The 22,171-nt window shown below is 70.6% G+C and carries 18 protein-coding genes and 1 pseudogene; 14 read left to right on the top strand and 5 right to left on the bottom strand.

Annotated elements, in window-relative coordinates; genetic code table 11:
• Position 1 precedes the first annotated feature (1 nt).
• Positions 2 to 793, top strand: a pseudogene (locus ACQEWB_RS00400) (class I SAM-dependent methyltransferase).
• Positions 794 to 969: 176 nt separating this feature from the next.
• Here the strand turns inward: ACQEWB_RS00400 and ACQEWB_RS00405 are convergent.
• Positions 970 to 3,666, bottom strand: a complete 2,697-nt coding sequence (locus tag ACQEWB_RS00405) for a LuxR C-terminal-related transcriptional regulator (protein ID WP_432825756.1) — start codon at positions 3,664 to 3,666, stop codon at positions 970 to 972.
• A gap of 158 nt (positions 3,667 to 3,824) precedes the next feature.
• Here ACQEWB_RS00405 and ACQEWB_RS00410 point away from each other — a divergent pair, with 158 nt between their 5' ends.
• Complete coding sequence (locus ACQEWB_RS00410; RefSeq protein ID WP_432825758.1) at positions 3,825 to 4,679, top strand: hypothetical protein; 855 nt, start codon at positions 3,825 to 3,827, stop codon at positions 4,677 to 4,679.
• A 60-nt stretch (positions 4,680 to 4,739) separates the two neighbouring features.
• On the opposite strand, the gene ACQEWB_RS00415 is transcribed toward ACQEWB_RS00410, so the two are convergent.
• The gene (locus ACQEWB_RS00415) at positions 4,740 to 5,501 is read right to left on the bottom strand and encodes a WD40 repeat domain-containing protein (RefSeq protein WP_432825760.1); all 762 of its coding nucleotides are present in this window, start codon (positions 5,499 to 5,501) and stop codon (positions 4,740 to 4,742) included.
• Between the two features lie 27 nt (positions 5,502 to 5,528).
• Here ACQEWB_RS00415 and ACQEWB_RS00420 point away from each other — a divergent pair, with 27 nt between their 5' ends.
• From ACQEWB_RS00420 to ACQEWB_RS00430, 3 genes are all read left to right on the top strand, one after another.
• A complete protein-coding gene (locus ACQEWB_RS00420; RefSeq protein ID WP_432825762.1) occupies positions 5,529 to 5,813 on the top strand; it encodes a hypothetical protein in 285 nt (94 codons plus the stop codon).
• 193 nt (positions 5,814 to 6,006) lie between these two features.
• A complete protein-coding gene (locus ACQEWB_RS00425; RefSeq protein WP_432825764.1) occupies positions 6,007 to 6,393 on the top strand; it encodes a hypothetical protein in 387 nt (128 codons plus the stop codon).
• 204 nt (positions 6,394 to 6,597) lie between these two features.
• Entirely contained in the window at positions 6,598 to 7,140 is a 543-nt protein-coding gene (locus ACQEWB_RS00430; RefSeq protein ID WP_432825766.1) for a peptidoglycan-binding domain-containing protein, read from the top strand.
• Between the two features lie 52 nt (positions 7,141 to 7,192).
• Here ACQEWB_RS00430 and ACQEWB_RS00435 read toward each other — a convergent pair whose 3' ends face one another.
• Positions 7,193 to 7,333, bottom strand: coding sequence for a hypothetical protein (locus tag ACQEWB_RS00435; protein ID WP_432825768.1), 141 nt, complete (start codon positions 7,331 to 7,333; stop codon positions 7,193 to 7,195).
• Positions 7,334 to 7,382: 49 nt separating this feature from the next.
• On the bottom strand, positions 7,383 to 10,469 hold the full coding sequence (locus ACQEWB_RS00440; RefSeq protein ID WP_432825770.1) for a lantibiotic dehydratase: 3,087 nt from the start codon (positions 10,467 to 10,469) through the stop codon (positions 7,383 to 7,385).
• 226 nt (positions 10,470 to 10,695) lie between these two features.
• On the opposite strand from ACQEWB_RS00440, the gene ACQEWB_RS00445 reads away from it, so the two are divergent.
• Genes ACQEWB_RS00445 through ACQEWB_RS00475 form a run of 7 tightly spaced genes read left to right on the top strand, consistent with a single transcriptional unit; the run spans position 10,696 to position 17,308 of the window.
• Positions 10,696 to 10,848 carry a hypothetical protein gene (locus tag ACQEWB_RS00445; RefSeq protein ID WP_280882897.1) on the top strand — a complete coding sequence of 51 codons (153 nt, stop codon included), beginning with the start codon at positions 10,696 to 10,698 and terminating at the stop codon, positions 10,846 to 10,848.
• Positions 10,849 to 10,908: 60 nt separating this feature from the next.
• Positions 10,909 to 12,912 (top strand): B12-binding domain-containing radical SAM protein, encoded by a 2,004-nt coding sequence (locus tag ACQEWB_RS00450; RefSeq protein ID WP_432825772.1) that lies wholly within the window; start codon positions 10,909 to 10,911, stop codon positions 12,910 to 12,912.
• A complete protein-coding gene (locus tag ACQEWB_RS00455) occupies positions 12,909 to 13,925 on the top strand; it encodes a multinuclear nonheme iron-dependent oxidase (protein ID WP_432825774.1) in 1,017 nt (338 codons plus the stop codon). The genes ACQEWB_RS00450 and ACQEWB_RS00455 overlap by 4 nt, the downstream gene beginning before the upstream one ends.
• Entirely contained in the window at positions 13,922 to 14,356 is a 435-nt protein-coding gene (locus tag ACQEWB_RS00460; RefSeq protein WP_432825776.1) for a hypothetical protein, read from the top strand. Before ACQEWB_RS00455 ends, ACQEWB_RS00460 begins: the two co-directional genes overlap by 4 nt.
• Positions 14,353 to 14,694 carry a hypothetical protein gene (locus tag ACQEWB_RS00465; RefSeq protein WP_432825778.1) on the top strand — a complete coding sequence of 114 codons (342 nt, stop codon included), beginning with the start codon at positions 14,353 to 14,355 and terminating at the stop codon, positions 14,692 to 14,694. The genes ACQEWB_RS00460 and ACQEWB_RS00465 overlap by 4 nt, the downstream gene beginning before the upstream one ends.
• Before the next feature lie 17 nt (positions 14,695 to 14,711).
• Positions 14,712 to 16,664 carry a RiPP maturation radical SAM C-methyltransferase gene (locus tag ACQEWB_RS00470; protein ID WP_432825780.1) on the top strand — a complete coding sequence of 651 codons (1,953 nt, stop codon included), beginning with the start codon at positions 14,712 to 14,714 and terminating at the stop codon, positions 16,662 to 16,664.
• A complete protein-coding gene (locus ACQEWB_RS00475; protein WP_432825782.1) occupies positions 16,661 to 17,308 on the top strand; it encodes a DUF5825 family protein in 648 nt (215 codons plus the stop codon). Before ACQEWB_RS00470 ends, ACQEWB_RS00475 begins: the two co-directional genes overlap by 4 nt.
• Here ACQEWB_RS00475 and ACQEWB_RS00480 read toward each other — a convergent pair.
• The gene (locus tag ACQEWB_RS00480; RefSeq protein WP_432825784.1) at positions 17,273 to 18,040 is read right to left on the bottom strand and encodes a Stf0 family sulfotransferase; all 768 of its coding nucleotides are present in this window, start codon (positions 18,038 to 18,040) and stop codon (positions 17,273 to 17,275) included. The genes ACQEWB_RS00475 and ACQEWB_RS00480 overlap by 36 nt on opposite strands.
• 208 nt (positions 18,041 to 18,248) lie before the next feature.
• Between ACQEWB_RS00480 and ACQEWB_RS00485 the strand changes: the two genes are divergently transcribed.
• Positions 18,249 to 19,148, top strand: a complete 900-nt coding sequence (locus ACQEWB_RS00485; protein WP_432825786.1) for an NADP-dependent oxidoreductase — start codon at positions 18,249 to 18,251, stop codon at positions 19,146 to 19,148.
• Between the two features lie 542 nt (positions 19,149 to 19,690).
• Positions 19,691 to 21,910 carry an NACHT domain-containing protein gene (locus ACQEWB_RS00490; protein ID WP_432825788.1) on the top strand — a complete coding sequence of 740 codons (2,220 nt, stop codon included), beginning with the start codon at positions 19,691 to 19,693 and terminating at the stop codon, positions 21,908 to 21,910.
• The last annotated feature ends 261 nt before the right edge of the window (positions 21,911 to 22,171 follow it).

Consider the following 22,171-nt stretch of genomic DNA (forward strand, 5'->3'; position numbering starts at 1 on the left):
TATGTCCGAGCCCTCCGTGCGGGCTTTCTACGACGATTTGGCCCACGACTACCACCTGATGTTCCGGGACTGGGACGCGAGCATGGCCTACCAGGCCGAGGTATTGGGCAGGCTCGTCGGCCAGTCTCTCGGCGCGGGACCGCACACCGTCCTGGACTGCTCGTGCGGGATCGGTACCCAGGCCATCGGGCTGGCCCTGGCCGGCCACCAGGTCGTCGGCAGCGACCTGAGCCCGGTCGCCGCCGCGCGTGCCGCCGACGAGGCGGCGGCCCGGGGAAACCGGCTTCCGACCGCTGCGGCCGACATGCGCCAACTGCCCTTCAGAGACACGTCATTCGACGTCGTCCTCTGCGCAGACAATTCACTCCCGCACCTCCTCTCCGAGCAAGATCTCCGGGCGGCGCTCCTCGGCATGAGACGGGTGCTCCGAGACGACGGACTGTTGATGATCACTATCCGGGCCTATGCCGAAACACGTCGGACCAGACCCACGGCGACACCACCCCAAGTCTCGGAGACACGCGACGGCCAAGTGATCACCTTCCAGTTGTGGCACTGGCATGAAGACGGCGAGCGCTAGGACCTGGAGCACTTCCAGCTCATCCCCGCGGAGAACACGTGGCAGGTCCGAGTTCGCCGAAGCACCTACTGGGCGCTGACACCCCCGCAGCTGACAGAGTTCGTAACCGAAGCCGGCTTCACCGACATCGCCTGGCACAGTCCGGCCTCCAGCGGGTACTACCAGCCCGTGCTCACCGCACAGCGCGCTCCCTCAGACAACGAGTCCTCCTGAGGGTCCCTGATAACAGCGGTACAGGCGGTCTGAGGCCTTACCGCCGTAGTCGGCACCGTGTAGAGAAGGCACGGCGCCTTGATCTTCTGGCGCGTTCGGCGGGGTGGAACTCTGCGATGGCTGCCGCCACGAGTCGTGGGCCTGCCTCACCGGCTTCCGCCACCGCGCTGCGAAGATCATTCTGCTGCCGTCGTGAGAGCCCGGGCCAGTTCGCGGCGGGTGGTGATGCCGAGTTTGGTGTAGACGCGGTGGAGGTGGTTGTCGACCGTGCGGACCGACAGAGTGAGGGCCTGGGCGATGTCCTTGCTCGTCTGGCCGGCCGCTGCACACAAGGCGATCTCCCGTTCGCGCGCGGTCAGTACGGCGACGGTGCCGGCGGCGGTGAGCAGCGGGGTGCGGGCGCCCTCGCAGCGGGCCGCTGCGGCCATCGCGCGCCGGCCATGGGCTGCGGCGCGGCGGGGCCGGTCCGCCCGGTGCCAGGCGGCCGCGGCGGCGGTGGCTGCCTCGGCAGTGAGCAGATCAGCGCCGACCGTCTCGCAGGCGTCGGCCGCCCGCCCGAGCCGGTCGGGGTCGTCGGCGGCCAGTGCGGCCGCGAACTCGGCGCGGACGGCCGCGAGTTCCCCGTCACAGGTCCGTGAGAGCGCGGTCAGCCGGTCTGCGGCCTCGGGCGCCCCGCCGAGCCGGGCAAGGTCGGTCAACAGAAGCCCCTCGCTGGCAAGGTGACCGGTGGTGCGCGCCGAGTCGGCCGCGGCAAGGAGCACGGTCCGTGCCCGCGCCAGGTTTCCACTGGCCGCCAACAGCCATGCCTCGCCCAGGCGTTCCTCCCCGGCGGACAGAAAGCCCGGGGTCAGCGAGGGCAGGTCGCCGTGCTCGGCGAGCGCCGCCCGCGCCGCGTCGAGGTCTCCCACTACGGCGGCACAGGCGGCGAGGCCCGCCAGGACCAGGCGCAGGGCCATGGCGTGGTCGATGCCACGGGCGAGCGAGGCCGCCTCGGCCCACCAGCGGCGGGCGGTGGCGGGGTGGCCGGCCAGCCATTCCGTACGGCCGAGCAGGACCGCCAGCCAGACCCTCACCACGGAGTCGGCGGCGACGAGTTCGGCGTAGGCGCGCTCGCCCTCCAGACGGGCCTCGGCCGGGAGTCCGGCTTCGGTGAGCGCGAGGACGAGCGGGATGCGCTCGATGGCGGGATGGGAGGCCAGGACGTGTTCGTCGATCCGCCGATGCGCGGTGTAGGCGTGCTCCGCCCAGCTCGTGGCCTCTCGGGTACGGCCGACCACGGCCAGCCCCGCGGCCTTCATCCAGGCGCCTCGTAGCCAGGTACCGAGGTCGGAGGCGTCGCCGACCTCGCTCTCCAGGTCGGCCAGCAACGCCAGCCCCCGGGGCGGCCGATCGGCGGCGATCCGCAGGAACCCCTCGTTGATCCTGAGCCTGCGACGGCCGGCCGGGGTGCTGATCCGGTCCAGTGCGGCGGTGTTGACGGCGAGCGCCTCCGCGACCGGGGCGTTGCTCCAGAGAAGGTTGGCGGTACGGGCCAACACGACGTCGAGGACGCCCTGTTCGTCGGAGAGTACGTCCTGTTCGTCGCAGTGGGCACGCGCATGGTCCGCACGGATCTCGCGGTCGGCGTTCGCGAGCACCGTCTCCGCCTCGTCCCACCGCCCCATCTCGAACAGCGCCTCTCCGAGCCGCAGGTCGATCACACGGGTGCGATGGCGCTTCGGCACGGCCCGGAGAAGGGCGGTCGTCCGGGCGTAGTCATGGGCGTGCCGGGCAAGCGCCGCGGCCCGGGTCAGCAGCTCGGGGTCGGCCGTGCCCGTGGCGGTCAGGCGCCAGCCGGCGATGTGCAGGGGATCGCCGCGGCGGCGGGCGCCGTGGGCCTCGACGCGGGCCGCCTGTTCCAGGAGCAGGGCGCGGCGGCGCAGCACCGGCAGGCCGGCGCGCAGTATCTCGCCGTAGAGGGGATGGGCCAGTTGGACCATGGTGCGGCGCCGGTCCTGGGTGACGCGGATCAGCCCGGACCGTTCCAGGTCGGTCATCACCCGTGGCGGGGCGAGGACTTCGGCGTCGGCCAGGGGCAGCGGCTCGCACAGCGCGAGGAGTTCGAGGACGGGACGTGCGCCGCTCTCGGCGGCGGCCAGCCGGGTGCCGACCAGCTCGGTGAGCAGCGCGGTGCCGGGCAGCCGCCGCCCCACAAGGTGCCAGATCTCCCCGTCCTCGGTCAGCTCACCGGCGGCCAGGGCGCCGAGGGCCAGTTCGCGCAGGTAGAGGACGTTGCCGGCGCTGGCGGCGGCCAGTTCGTGCACCGTGCGCCGGGCGACCGGTCCGCCGAGCACCGCATGCAGCAGCGCACCGATCCGATCCGGGCCCAGTACGTCGAGAGTGACCCGGTACACCGCGTCTCCGCCCCGCAGCGCCGCTACGGCGTCGCCGTGCGGCTCACCTGACCGGACCGTGGCGATCAGCAGAATCGCCCCGCTGTCCATCAACTGCCGCAGCAGCACGGCCGAAGCGGCGTCCAGCAGATGCACGTCGTCGACGAGCAGCACCCACCGCCGACCCGGCCCGGCGTCCAGCTCCGCGGCGACCGAGGCGAAGGCGGCCACCGGGTCGGACCGGTGCACCCCGGCCGGCAGCAGGTGCGCGATCGCGCCCAGCGGCACGGCCCCCGCGGCCGCACTGGCCGTGGCCTGCCCGACGCGCAGCCCCGCCGCCGCGGCCCGCTCCAGGCACTCCTCCGCCAGCCGCGACTTTCCCACCCCGGCAGCGCCGCCCACCACGAACCCACGGCACGTCGGGTCCGCCAACGCCGCGGCGAACGCGTCCAGTTCGGCCTCGCGCCCCGTGAACGGCCAACGGCCCAGCCAGTCCCGCATCCCCGTCCCCCGACATCGCACGACGCCGAATGAGTAAGCACTACTCACGCCACCCCGTGGCCGTACCGGCACCATCCTTCATACCCAACCGAACCAAATAAGGGGGAAGCGTGTTAAGCCATTTCAGAAGGCGGTTGTGGGCACTGATCGGAGTCGCCGTGGCGGCCGTCGCCCTGAACGCGGTCGGCATCTCACCGGCGTCCGCGACCACCATCCCGCTGGGCACGGTGAAGGGTTTCAGCACCCCGCCCGTCCCCAGTTCGGAGAACAAGAAGGCCCAGGCCTTCTGTCCCGAGGGTCAGGGTCTGCATGTCGTCGGCGGCGGCGCGCAGGTCTCCGGCAGCAACCACGTCGTCATCGTCGAGGCGCGCCCGTTCGTCGACGCGGGCCGGGAGAGTTACCTGGTCACCGCGATCGAGGACCAGACCCATCCCACCGAGTCGTGGTCGGTGCAGGCATTCGTGCTGTGCGCGCCTCAGCCGTCCGGCTACGAGATCATCTCCCGCAACGGGACCCCGTCCTCGAACCCTGTCAGCGCACTGCCCGCCCCGTGCTCGCCGGGAAAGGCCGTGACCGGGTCGGGCGGGCTCATCCAGGGCACCAGCGGATCCACCAACGGTGAGGTGGACCTGGGCATGGTTCCGAACAGCAGCGGATTCGCCACGATCTCGAATGTGCTGGCCAAGGAGGATGCCGACGGGTTCGCCGGCCAGTACCAGCTCTCCTCGGCCGCGGTGTGCGCGACCGTGAACTTCTCGCCCGTCGACAACCTGTCCGACCTGGTGGTCTCCCCGGCATCGGTGACCGGCACGGGCCCGGCCCAGAACGTGAAGGCCTCCTGCCCGAGCGGCTACGGCCTCACCGGGGTCACCGGCTTCAGCGACGCACCCGGAACCCACCTGATCACCTTCAAGCCGACCACGAACACCCGCCCGACCGTGGCCGAGGTGGCGGCCGTCTCGCAGGTCAGCGGCTCGTGGACGTTGAACGCGTACGCCTACTGCGCCAGGTAGCCGGATCAGGCCGTGGGGACGCCTGAGCAGGAGCAGGCGTCCCCACGAGCCCCCTACCCGCTACGGACACGGGGAGCGATACGCCACAGTCCCGAAGAAGGACTTCCACTGGGACTGCGTCATCGACGGGTAGCTGCGGCGGCAGACCTGGACGGCCGCACGTTTCAGGTCGGTCTGCCACAGGTGGACGCTGTGGTCGGCGCCCCCGATGGCCAGTGCGTGGCCATCGGGGCCGAACGCTGCGCTGAACACCGCCTTGGCTGCCTGCTCCCCGTCGTCCGTCAGGACGGCCAGGGCGAGCGGATGGACGGGATCGGTCGTGTCCCACAGCCGGGCGGTGCCGTCGGCGCCAGCCGTCCTCAGGGTCTTCCGGTCGGGGCTGAAGACGGGAGAGTAGGCGGCGCCGACGTGTCCGGCAAGAGCCGCGGTCTGGTCCAGGCGGCGGCCGGTGACACTCCACAGCCGCGTCGCGCCGCCGAAGTCCGTGGACGCCACGGTGGTGCCGTCCGGGCTGAAGGCGACGGCGTTGACGCCTTCGCGCCGGACCGCGGAGGTGGCCGGCCTCCGCGGGTGACGAAGGCTGCTGACGTTCCACAGCGCGACCTTGCGGTCCCAGCCCCCGGTGGCCAGGGTGCGGCCGTCCGGGCTGAAAACGGCTGCGTTGGCTCCGCTGGCGTGTGCGGTGAACAAGGACACCTCGCGGGGGCGGCGCGCATCGGTGGCGTCCCAGAGCCGTACGGCGCCGTCCAGATCGGAGGTGGCCAGAGTGCGGCCGTCGGGGCTGAAGGCGGCATGGCTGACCTTCTCGGTGTGTCCGGTCACCGTGGCCAGGGCGCGTGGTCCCAGTGCATGTACGACACCACAGGCAGGCCCTACGCCGACCCGGACGCGGCCCGCGCCGCCGCAAGCGGCACCAAGGGGCTGAGTGCCGCACGGGCACACTCCTTCGAAGTCTCGGTCGCCGTCGCGGAGGCGACCTGCGCCCACAAGACCTCGCTGCGCGCCACCCTGTCCCGGCTGGACCGCGAGTACGGGGATCCGGTGTGTGCGCGGTACGCCGACGAGGTCGCCACCAGCAATCGCATGAAACTCGGCGCTCTGCGGCTGGCGGACAACATCGCCGCCGGCGGCTGAGCCCGCGGCCCGGTCCCTCACCCACCGACTCTGTCCGACCAGGCCGCTCCACGCGGCTGACACCAATCAACGACACCAATCAACGACACCGACCAAACGGAGGAGACACCATGCACACGATCCGTACCGCACTGGCGGTGGCAGCGGCGGGCGCGCTGTTCGCCGGCCCTGCCCACGCAGCCCTGGCAGCGTCTTGGCGACCACCTGCCGGGCCGAGTACAACGCGCACGTCAACGACGGCTACATCCGCGTGTACGACTCGACGAACTGCAACGACCAGATCGGCGCGGCCCAGGGCGACGACCGCAACTGGAACGACGTCTCGGGTCCGTTCAGGAGCCCGTCCAACGACAAGGCCACGTCGCTGTTGAACACGGGCACCTACTCCGGGGGCGTCAACAACGTCCAGTTCTGGTCGGACGCCAACAAGACGGGCTACACCGGCTGCCTGAGGTGGGGCGAGCTCTACGTCGACACCCTGCTGGACAACAACCTCGTCTGCGGAAGCAGCACGATCAACGCCGACAACAAGATCAGCTCCCACGTCTGGTCGTCGGGATGCACCAACCCGCTGACCTGACCGCCCTGATCGCGGGATTCGACGCCCCCCCGTTCACTGACGGGGGGGGCGTACCCGACCTGCGACCGCACTCCCCGCAGGAGCCACGAATGCGGCTGCCACCGGCACGTCGGCTGCGCACCAACTTCCTTACAGCACAGGGCAGTTGGCCGATCCTGCCCCTACCATGGGCGCGTTCGTCGTCGACGGAGGGACAAGCAGCTCATGAAACGCATCACGACGTACTCCAGACGGATGCGCGGCGCGTTGGCGGTCTTCGTCACCATGGCCGCCCTCGTGCTGAGCGCCTCACCCGCGGAGGCCAGCGGGACCTACAGTGGCCGCGCCTACATCTACGGCGGCGGCACCTGGGTGGGCGACTGGGGTGACGAAGGGGACCTCTCGACCAGCACGAACACGTACTCCAACGCCACCTGTCTGTGGCAGAAGATCCTCTGGGCCGACGGCCTGCTCTCCGCCTCCGACATCGACGGCATCTACGGCTCGAAGACGAAGGCCCAGACCCTGTACTGGCAGGAGATGAACGAACTCTCGGACCTCGACGGCATCGCCGGGAAAGAGACCTTCGGGAAGGCCGACGACAGCCTGTACCGGATCTCCCAGGACTCCGACGGCAACATCACGCTGCAGTACATCGGCATCTACTACAAGCCCTACTTCATCCGCGAAGCCGACGGGAACTACGGCTTCTACGACGGCACCAACACCTACCGGCTCGCGGGCTACAACTACCGCACCTGCAGCTGACATCGGACAACGGACGGGAGGGCCGCCGGGCCTCGGGAGACCGGAAGCGTTCTCAGCGCATCAGGACATCGACGGCGAAACGCCGCGGCGCGGCTTCGGCGATCTCTCCGAGGAGATCGGGGTTGTCCTCGATGACCGCCGCGACGTCCCGCGCCGGCGTGCCGATGTACCGGCCTGCCCAGGGGTCGAACATCCTGGGGGCGTGAAGCTCGGCCGTGCGGCCGCTCCGAAGAGTGCCTTGGTCAGGTGGCTGTCCTGGCCCGCGCCGTCCAGCTCAGTGCGGCGGCTCTGGCCAGGTGCAGGTGTGCGCGTTCGCCGGGAAGGTCCGGCCCGCGCATCCGGTCGTGGTGGAGATGAAGCAGGTCGGGGAGCAGGTCCTGCGGAGACAGGGTCCCCGCCTCTTCGAGCACCCTGCGGTACGTGGCCAGTGCTGCGCGGCGTGCGGACCAGCTCTCGGTGATGCGCGCGTCCAGCACCGGAGTGCTGGGGGAATGCGGCCCGAGGAGTGCCGTCGTCAGGGCGATGGTCTCGTCGTAGACCGCTCGGTGCGGGGCGCTCCTGTCGGTCCGGACGTGTCCGATCAACCAGCGCATCGCCTCGGCCTCGTCGCCGCACAGGCCAAAGGCGATGTCCACCATGCTCGCGGCGGTCGTCGCACGGGCGTCGGGTGCACCCCGGTCGGCCTGAGCGGTCAACTGGGCGAGGACAGCGGCCGAGTCGGCGGCGAAGTACCCCTCGGCCGCTTCCATCGCCGCGGAGCCGCCGAAGCGCGCGGTCTGCGGCCAGTAGGTTTCCAGGCTCGCGTGGGTGATCAGGCCGGCGTGCCGAAGCCGCCGGGCCCACTCCCCCATCTGCTCCACGGCGGTGCCGAGTGAGCCGGGCGCGCAGGTCAGACGTAGATCCAGGCGGTCCTGGGCATCGCGGTGCCGCACAAACCACCAGCAGGGCTCGCCCAATTCCCCGATCAGGGTCGGCAGATGCCGGGTCAGGAGTGGGTCCTGACGGTCCCGGTGCCCGTGCAGGCTGAGGGAGAGCTGACTGCCGCAACCAGGGAGGCTGCCGTGCTCCCGGACGACGACGTCGCCCGGCCCGCGGACCGGTGCGTCGGCCTGATCCACAGCGGCCAGGGGTACGACGATCTCGTGGGCGCGCCCGCCCGTCCAGCCCAGGTCCCCGGGCTCCGGTGCGGCACGCAGCAGCGCCTTGCCGTCGCGTTCCACGTGGGTGCGGAGCAGGAATCGGTGCGAGGGCTCCGTCAGGTCCAGGCTCATGCGGCGGTCTCCGTCGCCCAGGTACACGTGCTCGGGCAGGAGTACCTCGCGGCGCCACTCGGCCAGGGCCTTGTCCCACTGTGGCCACGGCGTGCGCGGGTCGGGCAGGTTCCCGTCGGCGAGGGTCCAACGGGCCGGGGACAGTACGGTGCGCCCGTAGCGCAGTGCGGGCAGGAACGGCAGGCCGGCGACGGCGGCTCCCCACGAGAACCCGGTGCACGGGACGGCCAGTGCCACCGGTGCCTCGAGCAGGAACCGCGCCAGTGGATGGGTGTGCTGGGTCAGGTCCACCGCGTTCAGCAGCATCGTGTGCACCGGGCGGCCGCGGGAGAGCGAGACCAGGTGCAGTCGCTCGGCGTCGGCGGTCACCGCCAGGTCCGTCACGGGCAGTTGGTCCGTGGCCGGTCCGTGGTAGTCGCCGAGGGAGATCAGCAGGTCCGTCACCTGCGGAGCGTGCGCGACGTTCACCGAGCGCATGTACAGCGGGGTGGTGCTGATCTGCGCGATCAGCGCGTCCTGTTGTGCGCCGGGCAGCCCGGCGTACACGTCGGTCATCCTGCGGCGGTCGTCGGAGTCGAGCAGGTGGAGAAAGCGCCCGGTGGCCGTGCCGGCCGATCGCGCCACCCCTACGACGTGCAGCGTGAACTCCCCCTGTTCCAGGGCGGACAGGCTCGTCGCGTGGACCCGCACGGTCACCTCGGTGCTCGGCTGCACGGGCCGGCCGGGATCCGCGACCGCCAGTTCGTCGATCATCGCGTCGTCGAGGTGGACGTGACGGCGGCGGCTCATCGCCGCGGTGTACGCGAGCCCGAGCAGCCGGCTGTCCCTGGCGGTCAGAGGCGAGCCCGTCGACACCGGTGTGGATCCGAGGTAGCCGGGCGGGTAGCCGAGGAACTCGACGGCGTCCAGCACGGGCACCACCGCTCCCGGGCCGTAGCGCTCCAGGAAACGGCCGTGCCAGGTCACCCACGCGGGGCTCAGCGCCGCCCGCGGCGCCAGGCGGGTGAGTGCCGTGGCTGCCCGCGCCGCCTCCTCGGCCACCGCCTCCGGGATCACCAGGTCCCAGTCCAGCCGCAGGTCGACGGCGAGTTCGGGTTTCGCGGCGGGGCAGAGCCGGGCCATCGCGGCCGTCGCTCGTGCGCGTGCCGCGCGGGCGTCGGCGGGGTCGGCGGTCGCCTCGTCGTGCCGGGCCAGTCCCGCCGCGACCTCGCGCAACCCCGCGGCTTCGGTCGCGGGCAGGTCCCGTGCCTGTCCGAGCAGGACGGCGACCGGGTCACAAGCCGTGAATGCGGGACGCAGAGCGGTGATCAGGAACCGTTGTCGTACCAGGTTCGCGAGGAGGTTCTCGATCGCGGTGGGCGAAGCGGCCGGGAAACCGGCGGAGAGCGTTGCGGCGAGATCAGCCCACGACACCGGAACCCGCGCACCGTCCATGGCCATGCGGACGGGACCGGTCGCGCGTATCCGCACGTGTGCGGGGGCACCGTCTGCCGCGCTGCACGCTCGGTGCTCGATCATCAGGCGTCCGTCGCGTTCGAACGCGAGGCTGGAGGCGAGCAGCGTCAAGCGGGGCCGGAGCGCGCGGTGTTCCTCCAGGCGGTCGACGAGAGCCGCGGTCCATGCGGCGTCCGGTCGAGTCACCGCCCGGTGCCCGCTGCCGACGCGCAGTGCGGGAGCGGGCCCGATGCGGGCGGCCTCGACACCGGCGAACAGACCGAACGGGGTGGCACGTGAGCGGGCGCGCAGCAGGTAGCGCAGCACGGAGAGCACCGCGCGCCGCGCGGCGGGATCGGGCACCGGCTCCCCCGCGCGCATCTGGTGCACCCGTCTCGCCAGGTCCGGGCTGGAGAACTCGACCGCGGTGGCGAAGTCGGCCGCCTGCCACAGGTGGTGAAGCCACCCACGCCACGACTCCTGGTGCGCGGAGGGGCCGGTCAGGTCGGGCCACACCGCCGGGCGGTCGGGGGGCCGCACCGCGGCCCGGACCACGGCCGCGTCGACATGGTGGTACAGGCGGTCCAATAGGCCCTCCAGCAGCACAGCGGCGTTGTCCGCCATTTTCCTGAACTCCCCGGTGCCGAGGGCGATTATGAGTCATGGTCATTGGCGCCGCCGCTGCGCCGCCCCGGGACCGCAGTGCGTGCATGGGCCGCTGACCTGGCTGAATCTCGTCCCGCGGAAACGACGACGTATGGGCTGTTGAGGCACGTACGTTCTGGTTAGCGTGAGCGCGATACACGGCAAGCGGCACATTCCCATCACGTCTGCGAAGGGGAAAAGAATCATGACCGCTGTTTCTCCCGAGAAACTCGCCGATGAGGAATTCGGTGAGCTCGAAGAACTCCAGGTGATCGATTCCAGCGAGTTGAAGCTCGGCGCGGCCTACCACACGTACACCTACATCGCGGCGGAGAGCACGGAGGACATCCCCGACTAGGGCACCGGGAGCCACGGCAACTCCGCGACGGACGAGACCGGTGAAGCGAGGAGGTGGGTCGTGCCGTCCAGCCAGTCGGCGGACCGCACCCGCACCGACGTTCTGTTGATCTTCCCGCCGCAGACCGAGGCCAGGTTCTTCCCGTATCTGAGCCTGCCGTACCTGACCGGCCACCTGCGCCGCCGGGGCCGGCGGGTTCATCAGGCCGACTTGAACATCGCCGTACTCCACGAGTTGCTGCGATGTCCCGCGCTGTTGGACGACGCCGCCCGTGTCCAGGGCACGGGTGACGGCGGTACGGCAGTGAGCGACTGGTACCGCCGGGCGGTGGCCGACGTGTTCGCCACGCACATCGACGGGCTGCGTGCCCACGTCCTGCACAAGGAGTCAGCGGGCGAGCTGGGCCCCGACCGTGCGGTCCGGCTCGCCACCCTGGCCCTCGAACTGCTGGTCCGCGACACCTTCCTGGCACGGACCTGGGAGGATCTCGGCCGGCTCGACGAAGCCGTACGCCGGGCCGCGGAGCGATCGCCCGCCGCCTCGGGCCTACCGGTCGCCTCGGTGCACCGCCTGGTGACCGGACTGCTGGGCCGGCATCGCCCCCGGGTGGTCGGCCTGTCCGTCGCGTTTTTCAGCCAGCTGGCGCCCGCGCTGCTGATCGCCGCCTGGGTCCGGCGGTTGGCGCCGGATGCCCGGATCTGTCTGGGCGGTCAGCAGGTGATGCTCCGTCATGACGCTCTCGCCCGGCTGCCCGGAGTCCGGGAGTCGGTCGACGCCCTGTGCCCGACCGCCGGGGAAGAGCCGCTCGAACGCTGGCTGGACGCGCTGGACGGGACGGTCCCGCTCGCCGCCGTACCCGGCATGACCTGGCTGTCGCATCCCGGCACGCACACCGGGCCCGCGCCGACCCTGCGCTTCCGTGACCTGGGACCACCCGACTTCACCGGCCTGCCCTTCCGCTCCTATCTCAACAGCGCCCTTGAGCTCGCGATCGTCTCCTGTGTCGGCTGCTACTGGGGGCGGTGCGCGTTCTGCTCGTACGGCAACCGTTCACTGCCGCACGGCGGGTATCAGCAGGGCACGGCGGACCAGATCGCCGACGCCGTGCAGGAAGTGGTCCGCGCCACCGGTACCCGGTTCGTGTCGGTCGCGGACGAGAACACCAACCTGCGGCTGATCCTCAAAGCGATGCGCGCGGCACGTGAGCGCGGCGTGCGAGTCCGGTTCGGCGTGCGCAGCCGGCTGGAGGCCGCCTTCACCGACCCGGAGTTCTGCCACGCCCTTGCCGAGGTCGGCTGCGCGATGATCTCGGTCGGTTACGAGGGCACCTCGCAGCGCCTGCTGGACCGTATGGAGCGGGGCGTGCGCGCTGCCGACTACCAGCGCATCCTCGACAATCTCGCCGCGGCGGGCATCATCGTCCGGTTCACCGTGATGGGCCAGGTCCTGGACGAGACGCCGGACGAGTTCGAGGCGTCCTTGCGCTTCCTCGTCGACAACGAGCGCCGGATCGGCATCGACGCGCTGGAGCTGATGGTGGCGGAGCCCGGCAGCAGGCTCGTGGCCGGCCCGGAGGAGTACGGGATCGCCCTCGACACCTCGGACCGCCTCGCGGGCAACCCCGAGCTGAGCTACCTGGCCGGCCGCCTCGGCCACCCGCTGGCGGTGCGCGGCGGTCCGACGCGCACCGAGGCCCTGGACCGGCTGGTGCGCGTCTTCCGCACCGTCAGACCGGGCCGGACGAGCGACTCACCACCATCGCGCCCCGCCCCGAACGGCGACCACGCTCCCGCCGTCGCGGCCCTGCACCCACACACCTGGGTCCGCACCGTGCCCGCACACGTCGACGGCCGCACGGCACAGAGCCTGACCGTCGTCGACGTCGTCCGGGAGCGGTTCTACGCGCTCCCCCGCAGCGACGTGGAACAGCGCGCCGACGGACTGCTCACCGCCCGCACCGACCGTGGCCGCCGGCTGCTGGCCCGCCTGGCCGACGCGGCGGCGGGCACCCCCGACCCGGCCCGCTCGGCCGACCCGGCACCCTCAGCCAGGAGTTCGACATGACGCAACCGCCGCTCACCGCACCCGGCGGCGCCCGTGCCGTCACTACGCCCGACGGCCCGCGCAGGATGGGCCTCGGACTACTGATGGACATGCCGTGGGGCGGCGGGCGCCTCGGCAGGCGGGGCATCGGATTCGTGGAGAGCGACGACGGCGGCGGAGACGTCACCGACCGGGTCCGCGCCTTCCTGCACCGCCACGGCGGCGACTTCGCCTACTCGGCGCTCGCGTTCCAGCCGCGCTCGCGTGCCCGCGTACGGACGGCCGACTACGTGCGCGCGTACGACCGGTTCTTCGAGCAGCTGCCCACCGGTACGGCCCGTGCCTTCCACCAGACCGAGCTCAACATGGGCACGCCCGAGCGCTACGACCGCCGCCCGGCCGCCGAGTTCACCAATGAACTGGCCGCCCGCTACGGCTTTTCCTGGGTGGTCGAGGACCTGGGTATCTGGAGCCTGCGCGGCATTCCGATGCCGTATCCGCTCCCGCCGCCGCTGACCGGACCGGGCCTGGAGATCGCCACGCGGAACGCAGCGGAGGCGGCCCGGCTGCTCGATCCGCCGCTGCACGTCGAGTTCCCCGGCTTCACCGAGGGCGGCTCGTTCGTCCTGGGACACATGGACGCCTTCGTGTACTTCGCCCGGCTGGCCGAGGACGCCGACGTGTGGGTGACGCTCGACGTCGGCCACCTGCTCAGCTACCAGTGGCTGAGGGGTCGTACCGGAAGCAGCATGTACGACGGGATCGAGGCCCTGCCCCTCGACCGTTGCCGCGAACTGCACCTGTCGGGCTGCCAGATCGTGGGCGGCAGGTTCCGCGACCTGCACCACGGCGTCCTGCTGGACGAGCAGGTGGAACTCACCGCGTATCTGCTGCCGCGCTGCCCGAACCTGCTGGGGGTGTCCTACGAGGACCCGATGTACCGCGAGGACGGACAGCTCGTCGAGAAGTCCCGGCGCAACTACGCACGGCTGCGGGACCTGGTCGCCGCCTGGCAGCACGGGGAGGCGGTGTGACCACGGTGGAGCCGGGCGCGTCGCTGGACGGCGAGCGGCTGACCGACCTGCTCCTGCGGCTTCTGCTGGACGAGGATCTGCGGGCCCGGCTCGCCGCCGAGGGCGCCGAGGCCGTGGCCGCGGATGCCGGCGAGCTGGAGTGCCTGACCTCCGTCGACCTGGCCGAACTCGACACCACCGCGCGCCGGCTGCGCTCCCAGGTCTGGCGGCCCGGCAGCGGCGGCACTCTCGCGACCACCTTCCCGCGCAGCCTGCGACTGCTCCAGGACACCGGCGCCACGGAGTCCGGCCTGCTCACGGGCTTCCTCGGCTCACCGCACTTCGCCCGGTTCCGGCTGATCCCGTACGCGGGCCCCGGGCTGTCGGTCGAGGAGGCGTTCGCGTGCTTCCTGCTGGAGGCCGCCGGGTCCGGGGGCTGCGTGACACCGTGACCCACGAGTTGATGCTCGCCCTGTTCACCGCGCTGACGTGCGAGCAGCCGTTGTCGTTCGTGATCGAGGCGGAGGGAATCGTCCGCACCGACCGCGGCCACGCCGTCGTACGTACCTACGCGGCGGCGTCCGTAGCCGCCTGGGCGACGACCTCGGGTGAGCGTCCCGGCGCCGAGCCCGCCGAGCCCGCGGAAGCAGTGGAGTACGCCTACTTCGCCACGTCCGCGGGGCTGGCTCACGGCGTGGTGTCCGGCCGGGTGGCGGCGGCCTTCGAGGCCGAGGCGACGGATCGGCGCGAGACCGCGCGGCGGGCGCTGGCCCGCCGCGGACTGTGGTGACGGGGAGAGGATGCGCCGTGCACATCGTGTTGGTGGACATGCCGTGGTCGTCGCTCGACGCGCCGTCCCTCGCGCTCGGCATCCTCAAGCGCCGGATCCTCGACGTCTTCCCCGACGGCGCCGCGGACGTCGAGGTGGTGCACGCCAACCTGGACTTCGCGGACTGGGTGGCCGCTCGTACGGAGTACGGCTTCGAGGAGTACGAGTTCTGTTCGACCTCGTACTTCTCCGGGCACAGCGAGTGGATCTTCTCGGCCGCGCTCAACGACCAACCCCGGTGGCGGGTGGCGGAGTTCACCGAGCACTTCGGCGACAAGATGCCGGATCGCATGCTGGCCAAGGCGCGGGAACTGCACGGACTCGCGCCGCTGTTCGTCCGGGAGACGGCCGCGAAGATCGCCGCCTCGGCACCGGACGTGGTCGGTTTCACCACCACGTTCGCGCAGAACGCGGCGGCCCTCGCGGCGGCCCGCGTGGTCAAGGAACTGGCACCCGGCACCACCACCGTCTTCGGCGGCGCGAACTGCGACGGCCCGCAGGGGGCGGCGCTGCACCGCAACTTTCCCCAGGTCGACTTCGTGGTGCGCGGCGAGGGCGAGATCGCGTTCCCGCGGCTGCTCGCAGCGCTGCGCGACGGCGACGCCGACGACCTGGCCGCCATCCCCGGCCTGTGCCGCCGCGACCGCGACGGCCGGTCCGTGGCCCATCCCATGGACGCGGCTCCACTGCCCCCGGGGGCACTGGTCACCCCGGACTACGGCGACTACTTCGAGCGGCACGCGCGGTCCACCGCCGGCGGCTGGGTGGAGCCGCGACTCGTGGTGGAGGGCTCGCGCGGCTGCTGGTGGGGCGAGAAACACCACTGCACCTTCTGCGGCCTCAACGGTTCGTTCATGGAGTTCCGCAGCAAGGACCCCAGGCGCTTCGTGGCGGAGATCCTCGGTCTGGTCGAGCGCCACCGCGTACTCGACGTGTGGGTGACCGACAACATCATCGACATGGCCTACCTCAACTCCATGGCCCCGCTCCTCCAGGAGAGCGGCTACGACCTGCGGCTGTGCTACGAGATCAAGTCGAACCTGCGGCGCGAGCAGCTGGCGACCCTGTACGCGGCCGGAATCAGCTACGTGCAACCCGGCGTGGAGAACCTCAGCAGCCGGGTGCTGAAGCTGATGGACAAGGGCGTGACCGGCTGCCAGAACGTACGACTGCTCCGGGACGCCGAGACAGTCGGCGTCAACCTCAGCTGGAACTACCTCTACGGCTTCCCCGGGGAGACCGAGCAGGACTACGACGAGATCGTCGACCAGCTCCCCGCGCTGCACCACCTCGCACCACCGGCCAACTCCACCCGCCTGAAGGTCGAGCGGTTCAGCCCTTACTTCGACCGGCCGGAACTGGGCTTCGGCGAACTGCGCCCCGCCGCGCACTACCACCACATCTACGACCTGCCCGAGGACGAACTCGCCGACCTGGTCTACATCTTCGACGCACCGCACCAGGGCATCGCCGGCGGCTGCCTCGACCGGCTCCGGACGGCCGTCGCCGACTGGACGCGGGCGTACCCGCGCAGCCGCCTGACCCACTGCGACCTCGGCGGACACATCGTCCTCGTCGACACCCGGCCGGACTTCTCCTGGCGGCTTCTCGACCTCACCGACCCCTTCGAAGTGACGGTGTTCCGGCTGCTCGACACGCCGCACAGCCCGGCGGCACTGCTGCGCAAGACCGCCGAACGCTGCGCGGCGGTGCGGGAGCCGGGCGCGGAGGTGACCGAGGAGCGCGTCGCCGGGCTGCTTGCGCGCTGGCGCGAGCTCGGCGTGGTCTTCGCCGAGGGCGGCCAGTACGTGCAGGTCGCGCCCGCCGTGGCCAACCAGGACCTGCTGCGGCTCGAAGGCGCCGGACTGCACGGGGACGGCACGTCGCTCGTCCCCGCCCTGACCGTCCCGGCCGAGGGAGTCATCCGATGACGCCGGCGCTCACGCTGTGGAGGGACCGGGATCCGGCGGCCATGCGCCTGCCGGGCATCCACTGCGGCACCCTCGACGGACCGCCGGACGACCCGGTCGCGGCCGTCGCGCAACTCGCCGCCGACGGCGTCCAGTTGGTCCAGGTGCACGACCCCGTGGACCTCACCGATCCGGACGGGGCGTCCGCGGTCGCCGTCCTCCTCCTCGTCCGTGAACTCACCAGCCACGGCGTCGCGGTGGACTGGACCCTGCGCATGGGCGACCCGGCCCAGTGGCGGGCGCTGAGCCATCTGCACCCGCCGGCAACGGTCCTGCGGGGCCGCACGGGAGCGGAGACCGAAGAACACGTGGTCACCGCGTGGCGCGGCTCGTTCCACATCGCGAAGTGCGGCTACCGCCGCGGCCCGGGCTTCCTGGAGATCCGCGACCACCGCTGGGGTTCCTTACGACGTCTGGTCGTCCAGGCCCCCCGCGGCCCGGCGTTCCAGGGGCTCCTGGACGGCGTCCCGGCGGTCGCGTCGGCGTCGACGGAACGGGTGCTTCGGGGGCACCTGCGGGAAAATCTGCTGCACCGCGCCGGGCGCTACCTGTGGTGGACGCCGTACCGCCTACGACGCTGGCCGCTCAGCACGACGATCCCGTAGGAACCGCTCGACCCAGCGGTCCGTCAGGTCGTCGGCCTGACGCCTGATCCCCGGAGCCGGCAGCGAGGCGGGCGCGCCGACGCCGAGGAAGTCCAGGCAGTCCAGCAGGCGTGCCTCGTAGTCCGCGACCAGGTCCTCGTAGACGACGACGTGCGGGGCGACACCGTGCCGGAGGAAGTACTCCTCCCAGACCGACGCGTCGCGGTCGAGCAGGCGCAGATGCCGACGGATGTCCTCGTGGTCGTACCGGGGAGCGGCGCGCGGACTTCCCTCCGGCAGCAGGGTGCCGTCCAGGATCCAGACACCGGTCTGCTCGGCCATGGTGTACGACACGGCCTGCCGCAACCGGTCCCTGCGCTGGATCCAGATGTACCGGGGTGCCTGGAGGATGTCGTACGGGTCGACCTCCAGCCTCCCGAGGTGCCCCGCGTGGATCCTCAGCCCGAACACGCCGTTGGGGCTGGTCCGGCACGTCATCAGCCGCCGTACATAACCCGACGCCAATTCCTGTGGATCGCCGGAGTCGAATCCCCACCGCTCGAAGTAGTCCAGCGCGAAGGCGTCGGCGAAGTAGTCCTCGGCGAAACCGGCCAGTCCGGTGCGCCACAGGGCGCGGGCGAGCATGTTGCTGCCGCAGCGGGGTGTGGACGCGAGCACGTAACGGACCGGCGGCAGCCCGGTGAAGGGCGGGAAGTCGAACTCCGGACCGTTGGTCCGATAGCGCAGCTCCATGAGACCACCTTCGCTCCCGCCGACGGTGCTTGTTCGAACACGATGACGTACGCCCCGACCCGACCCAAGGTCCAGATGGCGATCTGCTCCTTGATTGGCCCAATAGCTCGCTCTTCAAATGGACCACATGTCCGAGGCACCGGTTGCATAGGCTCGGTGGCGATGCGGCTGAGCGAGAGGACGAAGATCTGCCATGAAGGCGTGTGGAGTGTCCGGAGCCGACAAGGAAGTCACCCTCCTGGAGCTGCCCGAACCGCCCCCTCCCGGACCCGGCCAGCTCCTGGTGGCGGTGGAGGCGGCCGGCGTCGGCCCGTGGGACCAACTGCTCAGTGACGCCAGCTGGGACGTGGGGCTGCGTCCTCCGGCGGCGCTGGGCGTGGAGGGCGCGGGCACAGTGCTGGCAGTCGGCGCGGGTGTCACCGGGTTCGCCACAGGCGACCGGGTGCTCGCACACGAGGCCCCGCTGCCCGGGGGAAGCGGCTTCTGGGCCGAACGCGTCCTGATCACCGCGCATCACGCGGCAGCCTGCCCGGCCGGGCTGGACGCCGTGCACGCGGCGGCGCTGCCGGTCAACGGACTCACCGCGGTGCAGGCCCTGGAGAAGCTGGACCTCAGCCAAGGACAGCGGCTCCTGATCACCAACGGAGGCGGAGCCACCGGGGCCCTGGCCATCCAGCTCGCCGCGGCCAAGGGCATCGAGGTGACTGCGACCGCGTCCGCCGCCACCGCGGAACGCCTGCTCGGTCTGGGCGCGATCGAGGTCGTCGACTATCACGACCCGAACTGGCCGGCCAAGGCAAGCGGCGGATTCGACGCCGCCCTCATCATCGCCACCGGCACGGCGGACGCCGCCCTGGGTCTGGTGCGCGACGGCGGCCGACTGTGCTCCCTGACCTCGGACGCACCTGCCGAGGAACGAGGCATCACGAGTTGGGACCTGTACGTCGAGCCCAACGCCGCGCAACTGCTCCAGCTCGCGGAACGCACCGCCGCAGGAACCCTGAGACTCGCACCCCAGCCCCTGCCGCTCAGCGAAGGACCGGCCGCCTACACTCAGGCAGTCACCGGACAGGCCCGCGGCAAGAAGATCGTCCTCACACCAGCATGACCTGACCGGGCACCGGCCCCGATACTGGTGGTCAATCGAGGAGGCGGCGGCAGTCAGGGGCCCCGGACGCCACCCGGTCATCGAGGAACTCCGCGGTTGACCGTCACGAACATCGCGTCATGAACGTCTCGTACGCGACTTGATGTGGGCGAGCATCGCGTCCAGGGCCACCTCCAACGGCCTGACCTGGCGCTGTAGTTGAGTGAGGAGAAGGCCGCCCTGGAGTGCGGCGACTGGCCGTTCAGGTACACGCAGAAACCGCCGAGCCGAAGTTGCGATGCCGGGCGAAGTTCACCTCGAACGCCTCCCGGACCGGCTCAGACCCGGCCGTGACCTCACCGTCGATCGCCGTCATGGCGTCCATCCTGGCGTTGGTGCGTCTCCTCGGAGAGGGCACGTTCGTCGAGCGATCAGTGGACGTCCGGCTCCTGTAGTTGCTGTCACGCCTCGGTGTGTCTCCTTTGGCAGTTTCGTCCGTCCACCACTGGTTGGTTGGGACCATCGGAGGCATGGCTTCGTGGGGTGGGGGACAGCGAGACCGTGTGTTGAGGACGATTGTCGCTGCCGTCAGCGGGGTGGTGGCGACGGGCGCGATCGTGTGGGTGGTGGCACAGCTGAGACACGGCCAATCGCCGGCAGACATAGCGTCGTTGGTCGGACTGGTAATCGCCGTGGTAAGCGCCGGGATCTCCGTTGAAGGGCTACGGGCGGCACGCGCGGCGCTGGGCCAGCCGGCTGATGGAGCAGTACAAGCCCGCTCTGCCGCCCTCACGTTGGCCAAGCATGTCGAGAAGACCGAGGCGGAGCAGTGGCGCAGGCTGGTGGGCGGGACTCGTGCAAGGATCAACTTGCGCTACACCCTGCATCCTCGCTACCACGCGGGCGCGACCACGGAGGGATCGTTGGGGTTGCTCTTTGCCGAGCAGACCGCCTCCGGTCTGCCGGACATTGCTGCCTTCTATCGAGCTACCACCCCTGCCCGCCTGGTCATCACGGGAGGGCCAGGCGCAGGGAAGACCGTGCTCGCCCTCGAACTTCTCCTTGCACTGATTGAGCAGCGTGGCGAGAGCGACCCCGTCCCGGTCCGTGTATCCCTGTCCGGGTGGCCCACTGATCGCCCGCTCACCGAGCACCTCATTGACCATCTGGTCCAGGCATACGATGTGCCCCGTTCCCGGGCGGCACAACTTGTCGACCATGATCTGGTGCTCCCGGTGCTGGACGGTTTGGACGAGATGGACCCTGGCCTGACCCACGCCGACGGTGCACCTGTCGTACATGACGACGGCCAACCGCTACCCGACCCGGCCGCCCCGCGTGCTCGCGCTGCGCTTCGCGCGCTCAACATCTACAGCCGTGGCCTGACTGCTGGACCGGTGGTGCTCACCTGCCGGACCTCTCACTATGCAGTCCTGGCCGACGACGACCAGCTTGCCGACGCCGCAGAGGTCCGTATCGAGCCTGTCCCCGCCGGCACTGCGGTGGCCTACCTTGCTCAGCGTTCGGGCCAGGCCACGCGCTGGCGGCCCCTGCTGGACCATCTACGCACTGAGTCGAGCGGCCTCCTTGCGCAGAGCCTGTCGACACCGTGGAGGCTGTCTTTGGCGGCCATGGTGTATCACCGCGGGGGAGATCCGACGAGTCTGGCCCGCTTTCCCACCGCGGCGGCGCTGGACCGGCATCTCCTGGCCCGGCTCATTCCAGCTGCCATTGCCCTCCACCCGCCCAAGTACGGCTACAGTCCCGAAAGCGTGCACCACTGGCTCTCCCGGATCGCCCGCCATCTCCATCGGCCGACAACCGGCCCCATCGCCAGCGGCGGAGCACGCACAGACATACACCTGCACCAGCTGTGGCCATTGGCCGGTGAGCTGCTCGTTCGTGTCGTGGATGCCGTCCTCGCCATTGTCTTTGTTCTTGCTTGTGCCGGGCTGCTTCTCGCACAAATCTCTGTAGGACCCTCCCTTCATGAGGGCTTTGGCGCGGCAGGGTTCGCAGTTGTCGGGACTTTCGCTGTCCTTCGCGCGCTGTCACCACAGGTGGGCCCTCCTGTCGGGGTGCACCTACCTCCTTTGAGTAGTCCCAGGGGAAGGCGCCAACTTGTCCGTGCATTCCTGGTGACCCTGGGCGGCGGGCTCGCTGGGGGAATGGCCATCGGCCTCGCGACTGGCGCGACGTACGGGCTGGCAGCGGGCCTTGCGTACGCTCTCGCGGCGGCGCTGGCGGCCGGGATCAGCCGACAGACGGGCAGTTCAAGTGATGAGGAACCCGTCGTTGCCGGCCCAAGCAGACTCGTGTGGACCGACCTCTTGGTCGGAGTCGCGACCGGCCTGATCGCGGGCGTGGCGACCGGGCTCACCGTCGGGCTCACATACGGCGCGGCTGGGGGAATCGCAGGCGGCATAACAGCGGGCCTATCAGGCGCTCTCGCGGCCGGCCTCTCTGCCGGCCTCGTGTACGGACTCATGGCAGGTCTCGCAACCGGACTCGCGACGAGTCTCGTGACCGGACTTCCAACTGGGCTGACACTTGGAATAGCAGGCGGGTTGGTGGGCGGCATCTATCTGTTCACGGGAGCGGGACGACGCTACATGGTTTTCCTCTGCTGCGCCTACGGTCGCCGCATGCTGCCCTTGCGAATGGGCTCGTTCCTGGACTGGGCCTACGCTGCTGGACTGCTACGCCTGTCGGGCAGCGCCTATCAATTCCGGCACCGAGAACTCCAACAATGGCTTGAAGAGCCATTTCAGGGGCCTATTTGATCAGCCCGCTCAAAGCGTCTTGGGCCTCCCGCAGAACTCGCGGACAGCGGGAACGCACTTGCGGGGTTCGAGCCGGGCTGAGAGCCGTGCCGCCAGGCTGGTGGTCGCCGTCGCGCGACAGGGCCTCGGCCCTGCGCAGGTAGCGGAAGCCCGCGTGGGATGGGGACGTGGCCGCAGCGCGCTCCCCCCTCGTCTCAACTCACCTCAGCGGTCTGGTTCCGCCCCATTGTGCTCCCCCTCAAGCCCCCATACTGTTCGACT

The organism is Streptomyces sp. CA-249302 (assembly GCF_050936785.1).
Classification (GTDB): Bacteria; Actinomycetota; Actinomycetes; order Streptomycetales; family Streptomycetaceae; genus Streptomyces.